This window comes from Stenotrophomonas sp. STEN020 (assembly GCF_056760195.1).
In genome coordinates this window covers 60,391-70,374 of record NZ_JBRREI010000023.1, presented here as the reverse complement: position 1 = coordinate 70,374, position 9,984 = coordinate 60,391, and the positions used below count along the sequence as shown (strand labels likewise).

8 protein-coding genes are annotated in these 9,984 nt (G+C 63.4%); 5 read left to right on the top strand and 3 right to left on the bottom strand.

The window, feature by feature from the left end; all coding sequences use genetic code 11:
* The first annotated feature begins 256 nt into the window (after positions 1 to 256).
* Entirely contained in the window at positions 257 to 1,861 is a 1,605-nt protein-coding gene (locus ACVOLZ_RS11660; protein WP_481516281.1) for a peptide chain release factor 3, read from the top strand.
* An 84-nt stretch (positions 1,862 to 1,945) separates the two neighbouring features.
* Positions 1,946 to 2,581 carry a PAQR family membrane homeostasis protein TrhA gene (gene trhA, locus ACVOLZ_RS11655; RefSeq protein WP_481516280.1) on the top strand — a complete coding sequence of 212 codons (636 nt, stop codon included), beginning with the start codon at positions 1,946 to 1,948 and terminating at the stop codon, positions 2,579 to 2,581.
* 145 nt (positions 2,582 to 2,726) lie between these two features.
* On the opposite strand, the gene ACVOLZ_RS11650 is transcribed toward trhA, so the two are convergent.
* Genes ACVOLZ_RS11650 through mtgA form a run of 3 tightly spaced genes read right to left on the bottom strand, consistent with a single transcriptional unit; the run spans position 2,727 to position 4,923 of the window.
* Positions 2,727 to 3,158 (bottom strand): CBS domain-containing protein, encoded by a 432-nt coding sequence (locus ACVOLZ_RS11650; RefSeq protein WP_481516279.1) that lies wholly within the window; start codon positions 3,156 to 3,158, stop codon positions 2,727 to 2,729.
* A complete protein-coding gene (locus ACVOLZ_RS11645) occupies positions 3,118 to 4,140 on the bottom strand; it encodes a glycosyltransferase family 2 protein (RefSeq protein WP_481516278.1) in 1,023 nt (340 codons plus the stop codon). Before ACVOLZ_RS11645 ends, ACVOLZ_RS11650 begins: the two co-directional genes overlap by 41 nt.
* A gap of 27 nt (positions 4,141 to 4,167) precedes the next feature.
* On the bottom strand, positions 4,168 to 4,923 hold the full coding sequence (gene mtgA / locus ACVOLZ_RS11640; protein WP_481516277.1) for a monofunctional biosynthetic peptidoglycan transglycosylase: 756 nt from the start codon (positions 4,921 to 4,923) through the stop codon (positions 4,168 to 4,170).
* A 74-nt stretch (positions 4,924 to 4,997) separates the two neighbouring features.
* Here mtgA and hslO point away from each other — a divergent pair, with 74 nt between their 5' ends.
* From hslO to ACVOLZ_RS11625, 3 genes are all read left to right on the top strand, one after another.
* Entirely contained in the window at positions 4,998 to 5,891 is an 894-nt protein-coding gene (gene hslO, locus ACVOLZ_RS11635) for an Hsp33 family molecular chaperone HslO (RefSeq protein ID WP_481516276.1), read from the top strand.
* Between the two features lie 151 nt (positions 5,892 to 6,042).
* Entirely contained in the window at positions 6,043 to 6,867 is an 825-nt protein-coding gene (locus ACVOLZ_RS11630) for an XOO1806 family protein (protein ID WP_481509355.1), read from the top strand.
* A gap of 254 nt (positions 6,868 to 7,121) precedes the next feature.
* On the top strand, positions 7,122 to 9,872 hold the full coding sequence (locus ACVOLZ_RS11625; RefSeq protein ID WP_481516275.1) for a TonB-dependent receptor: 2,751 nt from the start codon (positions 7,122 to 7,124) through the stop codon (positions 9,870 to 9,872).
* Positions 9,873 to 9,984 lie beyond the last annotated feature (112 nt).

The window sequence follows — 9,984 nt, the reverse complement described above, 5'->3', positions numbered from 1 at the left end:
CCACCCCCCGCCCGCCCCCCCCCCCCCCCACCCCCCCGCCCACGAGCCCCCCACCCCGCGCCCGCCCGCCCCCCCCCCACCCCCCCCCCCCCAGCCCCCCCCCCCCCCCCCACTACAGATGAGCATTCCCGGTAAGGCCTCTGCCGAGCATGGCTCGGCACTACCGCCTACCGGCGCCGGTCAGCCTGGGTGGGCTGGCGGCAGGTATAATCGCCGGTTCATTCGTTTCTGATGCGCCCGGGCGGGCGCCCCTGCCATGTCCGAAGTCGCCACCGAAGCCGCGCGCCGCCGCACCTTCGCCATCATTTCCCACCCTGACGCGGGTAAGACCACGCTGACCGAAAAGCTGTTGCTGTTCGGGGGCGCGATCCAGATGGCCGGCTCGGTCAAGGGCCGCAAGGCCGCGCGTCACGCCACCTCGGACTGGATGGCGTTGGAGAAGGAACGCGGCATCTCCGTTACTTCCTCGGTGATGCAGTTCCCGTACGACGACAAGATCATCAACCTGCTCGACACCCCCGGCCATGCCGACTTCGGCGAGGACACCTACCGCGTGTTGACCGCGGTGGATTCGGCGCTGATGGTGATCGACGTGGCCAAGGGCGTGGAAGAGCGCACCATCAAGCTGATGGAAGTCTGCCGCCTGCGCGATACCCCGATCATGACCTTCATCAACAAACTCGATCGCGAAGGCAAAGAGCCGATCGACCTGCTGGATGAAGTGGAAACCGTGCTCGGCATCCAGTGTGCACCGGTGACCTGGCCGATCGGCATGGGCCAGCGCCTGAAGGGCGTGGTACACCTGTTGACCGGCGAAGTGCACCTGTACGAACAGGGCCGCAACTTCACCCGTCAGGATTCGACCATTTTCCCGTCGCTGGACGCACCCGGCCTGGCCGAGAAGATCGGCGAAAAGATGCTGGCCGACCTGCGCGACGAACTGGAACTGGTGCAGGGCGCCAGCCACCCGTTCGATGTCGAAGCCTACCTGGCCGGCAAGCAGACCCCGGTGTTCTTCGGCTCGGGCGTCAACAACTTCGGCGTGCAGCCGCTGCTGGACTTCTTCGTCGAGCACGCGCCGGCACCGCAGACCCGCGCCACCACCGGCCGCGACATCGCACCGCAGGAAAACAAGCTGACCGGCTTCGTGTTCAAGATCCAGGCCAACATGGACCCGCAGCACCGTGACCGCGTTGCCTTCATGCGCGTGTGCTCGGGCAAGTTCACTGCCGGCATGAAGACCTTCCATGTGCGCACCGGCAAGGAAATGAAGCTGGCCAACGCACTGACCTTCATGGCCAGCGACCGCGAGATCGCCGCCGAGGCGTGGCCGGGCGACGTGATCGGCATCCACAACCACGGCACCATCTCCATCGGCGACACCTTCACCGAAGGCGAAGCGATCACCTTCACCGGCATCCCCAACTTCGCCCCGGAACTGTTCCGCCGTGCCCGCCTCAAGGACCCGCTCAAGCTCAAGCAGCTGCAGAAGGGCCTGGCGCAGTTGTCGGAAGAAGGTGCCACCCAGTTCTTCCGCCCACTGATGAGCAACGACCTGATCCTCGGCGCGGTCGGCGTGCTGCAGTTCGACGTGGCCGCTTACCGGCTGAAGGACGAGTATGGCGTGGAAGCAGTGTTCGAACCGGTATCGGTGATCACCGCACGCTGGGTGACCTGCAGCAATGCCAAGAAGCTGGAAGAGTTCCGCGAGAAGAACGCCAGCAACCTCAGCATCGATGCCGCCGGCCACCTGGTCTACCTGGCACCGACCCGGGTCAACCTGCAGTTGGCCCAGGAACGCGCGCCCGACGTGCGGTTCTCCGCCACGCGTGAGGCCGCGCACACGGTTTCGGTCGCCTAAGTCTGATGGCGGCGTGCACACGCCGCCGTTCGGGGTGATGATAGCGGGCACCGGGCCTCCCCCCAGCCCGCGCCCTCATTGCCCATGACCGCAACCGTTGCATCGATCCGCGAAGAAGTTGCCAGCGCCCTCACCCATGGTCTTGGCGCGGTCAGCGCACTGGCTGGCGGCGCCGTACTCATCACCCTCGCCGCCATCTACGGCGATGGCTGGCAGCTGGCCAGCGCCATTGTTTTTGGCGTAGCGCTGTTGCTGCTGTACACCGCTTCCACCCTGTACCACGCCATCCAGCACCCGGTGGCCAAGGGCCGGCTGAAGATCTTCGACCACTGCGCGATCTACGTACTGATCGCCGGTACCTATACCCCATTCACCCTGATCGGCCTGCGCGGCCCCTGGGGCTGGGGACTGTTTTCAGCAATATGGGCGCTGGCCTTCTTCGGCGTCATCTTCAAGCTGTTCTATACCGGCCGCTTCAAGAAACTGTCCACTGCAATCTATATCGCCATGGGCTGGCTGGTGGTGGTCGCGATCAAGCCTATGTGGAACTCGCTGGACGGCTGGACGCTGGGCTGGCTGTTTGCCGGCGGCATTTTCTACACGCTGGGCACGGTGTTCTATCACCGCGAGCAACTGCCGTATTCGCATGCGATCTGGCACCTGTTCGTCATTGCCGGTAGCGTCTGTCACTTCGTTTCGGTGACTGCGCAAATCCTGTAACGCCTGCGAGCACGACGACGTCATCCGCGCACCGCAACGCCAGCGCGGTGCGCAGGCGCTGGAACAGCAGCGCGGGCCAGCATCCAAACCGACCACGACGGGATTGAGATTGAGGCGGGCACCACGCCCGCCAGCAACAACCGACTTACGTACCGGTGATGTACTGCTGCAGCTGGCCCAGCTCGCGGCGCTGCGCTTCGATCACCGACTTGACCAGGTCTCCAATCGAGATCACACCCACCACTTCGTCACCGTCGACGACCGGCAAATGGCGGATACGACGATTGGTCACCAGCTCCAGGCACTGCTCCACCGTCACCGTGGGCGCCACGGTGACCAGCTCGGCGGTCATGATCTCGCGCACCGGCGTGGTGGCCGAAGATCGGTCCATCAACACGATCTTGCGGGCGTAGTCACGCTCGGAAAGGATGCCGACAAGCTTGCGGCCATCCATCACCAACACAGCGCCGATGCCCTTTTCGGCCATCAACCGGATCGCCTGCACCACCGCCACATCCGGCGGCACTGCGTGGATTTCAGGGGACTTGGCCCCTAGCAACTGTCGAACGGTCTGCATGGCGTTCTCCTGCGCTGGCGAATGGGGCAGATACTGCCACGTTCGCCGGCTGCCAGGTATCGACCAGGTACAACGGCCGCTGTTTGGCCTCCATGTACATCCGCCCCAGGTATTCGCCGATCAGACCCAGCGCGATCAGTTGCACCCCGCCCAGGAACAGGATCACCGCCATCATCGTCGGCCAGCCCGCAACCCGGTCCCCATACAGGGCAGCCTTGCCGATAACCCATGCTGCAAAGCCAAACGCACCGGCGGCGGTGAATAGGCCCAGATAGGTCGCCACCCGCAACGGTGCGGTGGAGAAGCTGGTGATGCCTTCCAGCGCGAAGTTCCACAGCTTCCAGAAGCCGAACTTGCTGTTGCCAGCCAAACGCGCTTCGCGCCGATATGGCAGGGCGACACGGTTATAGCCGACCCAGCCAAACAGACCTTTCATGAACCGATGACGTTCGCGCAACTGCCGCAAGCCGGCCAGGGCGCGCGGCGAAAGCAGGCGGAAATCGCCGGTATCGGCCGGAATAGGCGTTTTCGACAAACGCCCCATCACCCGATAGAACGCCGCCGCGGTGAAACGCTTCAACCAGCCATCGCCACCGCGCTCCATCCGCGTACCGTAGACATCGTCATGACCTTGCTGCCAGAGCGCGACAAACTGCGGAATCAGTTCCGGTGGATCCTGACCGTCAGCATCAAGCAGAATCACCGCACCTTCCTCGACGAAGTCCAGCCCGGCCGTCAGTGCGGCCTCCTTGCCGAAATTGCGCGACAAGCGCAGCGCTGACACCCGCGATTCCTGCGCCGCCAGCTGCTGCATCACTGCCCATGTCGCATCGCTGCTGCCGTCATCGACATACAGAATGCGGCCATCAACATCGCCTTCCAGCGCCTGCAGCTGCGCACACAGGCGCGGATGCAACTGCGGCAACGCCTCCTGCTCGTTGAAAGCGGTGATCAGCAGGGTCAGGCGTTCTGGCGTATTCATTGGCAAAGTCTAACAACAGCCATCAGATCAATTGCCGTCGTCGACATAGTCGGCCCCACCCAGCTGGCGCGCCTGGCGTTGGATCCAGGCAGCGCGGCGCTGCACATACGGTCCGGGCTTGGCCGCGTTGTACCGCCGCGGTGACGGCAGCACAGCCGCCAACCTCGCGCTCTCGGCAGGGCTCAGACGCGCCGCGTCCTTGCCCCAATAGGCGCGCGATGCCGCCTGCACACCATAAATACCGTCGCCAAACTCAGCCACGTTGGCGTACATCTCGATGATCCGCTGCTTCGGCCACAGCGCTTCAATCAATACCGTGTACCAGACCTCCAAGCCCTTGCGCAGCCAGCTGCGCCCCTGCCAGAGGAACACGTTCTTGGCAGTCTGCTGGCTGATCGTACTGGCACCGCGCAGGCGTCCACCGCGCTCATTGTGCTTGCGCGCCTTCTCGATCGCCTGCAGGTCGAACCCGTTGTGTTCCGGGAAGCGCTGGTCCTCTGCCGCCACCAAGGATATCGGCACACTGCGCGCCATCTGGTCCAGATCACGCCACTGGTAGCGGATGCGGAACTTCCAGTCCCCCTGCGCCAGCGCCTCCATCTGCCGGAACACCATCACCGTAGAAAACGGCGGGTCAACGAAGCGCAGCACCAGCACCTGCAATACGCTGAACACGACAAACGCGACCGGCGCCCACAGCAAGCGCCGCAACCAGCGCTTCCTACGCCCTGCTTTCGTCCCCACTCCCTGCTCCACCTTGAGCTCGGCCTGCTCCGCCCCCATTGATATCCACCTTGCAAAACCTTTTGTCCGGCGCATTATCCGGCACCGGCCCCACCTCGCGTAGATCCAGCCCCATGACCGACACCTCCGACCTGCTTGTCCGCTTCCTCCTGCCCGCCGCCGGTGTGCGCGGCGTCCATGTCCGGCTGGGCCAGAGCTGGCGCGAAATCCTGTCCCATGGCGACTACCCGGCCGCCGCCACGCGCCTGCTGGGTGAGGCCAGCGTGGCCTCGGCACTGTTTACCGGCCACACCAAGGTAGATGGCCGACTGTCCATTCAGCTGCGCAGCGGTAGCGCCCTGCGCGCTCTGTTCAGCGAATGCACCTCGGCCGGCACCCTGCGTGGCATCGTCCAGCTGAACGACGGCGAGGACGCCCCGACCACGCTGAAGGCATTGGGCGAGGATGCCCTGCTCGCCATTACCATCGAGAACCCGGGCCTGGATCCGCGGGAGCCGCAGCGCTACCAGAGCCTGGTTGCACTGACCGGCGACAGCCTGGACGAGGCATTCGAGGACTACTTCCGCCACTCCGAGCAGTTGCCGACACGCCTGCTGTTGGCCAGCGACGGCGAGCACGCCGCCGGCCTGCTGCTGCAGAAACTGCCGGGCGACGAGGGCGACGAGGATGGCTGGGTCCGCGCTGGAGCACTGTTTGACACTCTCGGCCGCGACGAGCTGCTGGCGCTGCCGGGCAGCGAACTGCTGCACCGCCTGTTCCATGAGGAGAACCCGGAGCTGGTCGGTGACAAGGCCCTGAGCTTTGGCTGCTCCTGCTCGCGTGAGCGGGTCAGCTCCATGCTGCAGTCGCTGGGCGAAGAGGAAGCCCGCGCCGCCGCCGAGCCCACCGGACAGGTCGAAGTACGCTGTGAGTTCTGCGGCCAGGAGTATCACTTCCCATTAGCAGAATTCGGCGTATTGTTCAGTTCCACACCGGCGAACCAGCCAGCTCCTGAGCGGCTGCAATAACGGTCCGACGAGTTACGTTCTGGGGAGGGCGAAGACTTGTTAAGAAACCATAAACCGCATAGGATCCAGAACTCACGCGCCGGGAACTTCCTGGCGTCAACGGGGTCTTACTGAGTCCATGAACACCTTACTCCGCCTACCGCTTGCCCTGATGATCGCCCTTGGTGTGGTCACGGGCGCGCATGCGCAGAGCAAGCCGCGTGCCGTGGACAGCACTGTGTTGCCGGTATGGAACCGCGGTAGCGGCAAGGTCGAAGCCCTGCTCTACCTTGAGCCCACCGGCACCCAGAACGTCGGCGCTCGCTGGAATTTCGGTCGTAGCTCGCTGGACGCGGCCTTTGGCCTGTCCTCCGGCGACTCGCTTGGCCTGCTCTGCAACGGCAGCGGCGGCAGCAGTATTGGTGGCCTCGCCAGTCACTGCATGCTCGCCAGCCTGGGCGATGACGACGACAACAATGGTCGTCATATCTCGGCCACCACTGCGTTCAACCGCCCTGGCGGGCGCGTCGGCATCACCGCCGGCACCGGCCGCGACACGCTCCCGGCCTGGTTGTCGAACGGCGGCAAAGCCGGCGCAGCGCGGGTCGAACAGAACGACCTGACCGTATTCGGGCAGAAGAACATCGGCCGCGAAGGCTTCGTCTCCATCGGCGGCACCTACGCCAAGGCGCGCCTGGTCCCGTTGACCGACGCCGCACCGGCAGTTGCCGACCAGTGGGACAGCAAGAGCCTGAGCGTCGGCGGCGGCTATGGCGCTTTCAGCGCCAATGTGATCGGCCGCGTGGTCGACGCCCCGGGCCACAGCGGCAAATGGGAAGGTCTGGGCCTGGGCATCACCTGGCGCACCCCGTGGAGCGGCCAGCTCACGGTCGGCGCCGAAAACGTGATCACCCGCGGCAAAAATCCGTTCTCGCCACGTAACGAAAGCAATGACGACGGGGCAATCCCGTACGTCCGTTACGAACAAGACCTGTAACCCCCCCCCACAACTTGATCCAGAAAACGCCCCGCCTGTCGGGGCTTTTTGCATTGCAGCATTTATCAAAGGCGAATGCCCACACCTCGACTTTGCTGAATTGGAACAAATTACACAACTTCATTAACCAATCTTTAATTTATTTGCAGTCGCAAGTACTATCGGTCTCAAGCCCATGGTTTTGGACCCGCTTTTCGGATCCGCCAGCGGCCATCCCAGCTATACCAAGTCCACTTGGCAGAGAGAGAGAACCAATGATTTGCAAGACCAACACACTGCGTGATGCAGTTGTACTTGCGCTCGTCGCAAGCGCCGGCACAGCCGGTACGGCCTATGCCCAGGAAGCCGAAAAGGGCGCAACCAACCTGGATCGCATCGAGGTTACCGGTTCGCGCATCAAGAGCGCCGACATCGAAACCTCCCAGCCGGTACTGACGCTCTCGCGCCAGGACATCGAAAAGCAGGGTGTCACCTCGGTCGCCGACATCCTGCAACGCATTTCCGCCAACGGTGCCGCGCTTAACCGCACCTTCAACAACGGCGGTGACGGCTCGGCCGGCATCAGCCTGCGTAACCTGGGCAGCTCGCGCACCCTGGTGCTGGTCAATGGCCGCCGCTGGACCACCGGCCTGGACGGCAGCGTCGACCTGAACACCATCCCGGTGTCGATGGTCGAGCGTATCGAAGTGCTGAAGGACGGTGCCTCGACGATCTACGGCTCCGACGCCATCGCCGGCGTTGTCAACATCATCACCAAGCAGAACTTCGAAGGCGCTGAAGCCAACGCCTACGTCGGCCAGTACTCGGCTGGTGACGGCGACCGTCAGGCCTATGACTTCACCCTCGGCACCACCAGCGACCGCGCAACCGTGACCATCGGTGCGTCGTACGTGAAGGAAGGCGAAGTCATGGCGGGTGACCGCAAGATTTCCGCCGGTGGCCCGCCGTTCTTCAGCGGCCAGTCGGGCACCGGCTTCCCGGGCTCTTACGTTCGCGGCGGCAAGCGCTACGTCATCATCAATGGTGTTGAAACCGCATACGTGGCCAATACCCACGGCTACAACACCGCGCCGGACAACTACCTGCTCACCCCGAACGAGCGCACCTCGTTGTTCGCGCAGGGCTCGTACAACATCACCGACGCCGTGACGTTCCGTACCGAAGCGATGTACAACGAGCGCAAGTCCGAGCAGCTGCTCGCTGCCATGCCGGTCACCGGCCAGCGGTTGAGCAAGGACAGCATTTACAACCCCTACGGCGTTGACCTGACTGGCGTGAACCGTCGTTTCATCGAAACCGGCGGCCGTTCGTTCAACCAGAACGTCAAGAACTGGCACTTCTATGGTGGCTTCGACGGCTTCTTCGAGTTTGCTGATCGCAACTTCGACTGGGATGTCGGCTACCGTTATGACAAGAGCGACGAGAACGTCCTGACCTACGGTCTGTTCAATCTCGCCAATCTCCAGGCTGCTTACGGCCCGTCGGAAATCCGCAATGGCGTCCCGGTCTGCGTAACTGCCAAGGGCGGCGACGTCATCGCCGGCTGTACCCCGGTCAACCCGTTGGGTGACCGCGGCTCGATCTCGCAGGCCGCGCTGGACTACACCTCCTTCACCGCGCACGACTCGTCCTCGGTCGTCTCCAAGGGCTATACCGCCAACATCAGCGGTGAGATCGTCAAGCTGCCGGCCGGCTCGCTGGCTTTCGCTGCCGGTTACGAGTACCGCAAGGAAAGCGGCCAGTTCGATCCGGATGCGTTCATCGCTGCCGGCCTGAGCACCGGCAACGGCGCCAAGCCGACCAAGGGCTCCTACGATCTGAACGAGTTCTTCGTCGAACTGTCGATCCCGGTGCTGGCTGACCTGCCGGGTGCCAAGCTGCTGGACTTCAGCGTCGCTACGCGCCTGTCCGACTACAGCAACTTCGGCAACACCGTCAATAGCAAGTTTGGCTTCCGCTGGAAGCCGATCGACGACCTGATGGTTCGTGGTAACTACAGCGAAGGCTTCCGCGCACCGAGCATCAGCAATCTGTATGCAGGCGACGGCGATTCGTTCGAAAGCTACGCCGATCCGTGCGCGTTGCAGCTCAGCAACCCGACCGTGGCTCAGCGCTGCGCCGCCGCTGGCGTGCCGGCCAACTTCACGCAGCCGGGTGCCGGCACCGGCTCCAAGCAGACCTTGGAGCCGTGGACCTGGGCATCCAACCCCAACCTGCAGGCGGAAACCTCGACGAGCAAGACCTTGGGCTTTGTGTACAGCCCGAGCTTCGTTGAAGGCCTGAACGTCAGCCTGGACTGGTGGCAGATCAAGATCGACAACGCCATCACCCGTCCGGAAGCACAGTTCATCCTGGACAAGTGCTACGCCGGCTCGACCGCCGAAGCAGCGACCTACTGCGGCCTGATCACGCGTGACCCGAACTACGCCGACCAGGCGTACTACATCACCAACGTGCGCATGCAGCTGATGAACCTGTCGGCGTTCAAGGTTGAAGGCTGGGATCTGTCGGCCAGCTACCGTCTGCCGGAAACCTCGTTCGGTCAGTTCACGGTCAATTTCGACGGTACCTACCTGTCGAAGTGGGAGCGCCAGGCAACCAAGGAATCCCAGTTCGAGACGCTGCAGGGCCGCTATCTCGACCAGGATCCGTACTGGCGTGTCCGTGCCAACCTGTACCTGGGCTGGGAACACGGCAACTTCGGCGCAACCTGGGGCATGCGTTACATGTCCGGCCTGACCGAAGCCTGCGACTTCGGTGACGACGACATGAACGGCACCTACTGCTCGGATCCGAGCCGTCTGCGCAACCACATGGGCGGCACGGTCTACAACGACCTGCAGGTACGTTACTCCACCCCGTGGAACGCCATCGTTTCGGTCGGCTTGAACAATGCGTTCGACCGCGATCCGCCGGTGTCCTACAGCACCTCCTACAACATGTTCGACCCGCAGTACGACCTGCCGGGCCGTTTCATGTACATGCAGTACAAGCAGAAGTTCTGATCGATTCACTGATCACGCTCTGCAACAACGGCCCCGAAAGGGGCCGTTGTCTTTTGCGGTTTGCTACGCATGGCGCTCCATCGAGCCATGCACAACGGGCAAACAAAAAGCC

What these genes read in the sequence shown, in the direction of transcription:
- ACVOLZ_RS11660 (WP_481516281.1), top strand. Translation starts at nt 257, where the DNA reads ATGTCCGAAGTCGCCACCGAAGCCGCGCGCCGCCGCACCTTCGCCATC.
- trhA (WP_481516280.1), top strand. Translation starts at nt 1,946, where the DNA reads ATGACCGCAACCGTTGCATCGATCCGCGAAGAAGTTGCCAGCGCCCTC.
- ACVOLZ_RS11650 (WP_481516279.1), bottom strand. Translation starts at nt 3,158, where the DNA reads ATGCAGACCGTTCGACAGTTGCTAGGGGCCAAGTCCCCTGAAATCCAC.
- ACVOLZ_RS11645 (WP_481516278.1), bottom strand. Translation starts at nt 4,140, where the DNA reads ATGAATACGCCAGAACGCCTGACCCTGCTGATCACCGCTTTCAACGAG.
- mtgA (WP_481516277.1), bottom strand. Translation starts at nt 4,923, where the DNA reads ATGGGGGCGGAGCAGGCCGAGCTCAAGGTGGAGCAGGGAGTGGGGACG.
- hslO (WP_481516276.1), top strand. Translation starts at nt 4,998, where the DNA reads ATGACCGACACCTCCGACCTGCTTGTCCGCTTCCTCCTGCCCGCCGCC.
- ACVOLZ_RS11630 (WP_481509355.1), top strand. Translation starts at nt 6,043, where the DNA reads ATGATCGCCCTTGGTGTGGTCACGGGCGCGCATGCGCAGAGCAAGCCG.
- ACVOLZ_RS11625 (WP_481516275.1), top strand. Translation starts at nt 7,122, where the DNA reads ATGATTTGCAAGACCAACACACTGCGTGATGCAGTTGTACTTGCGCTC.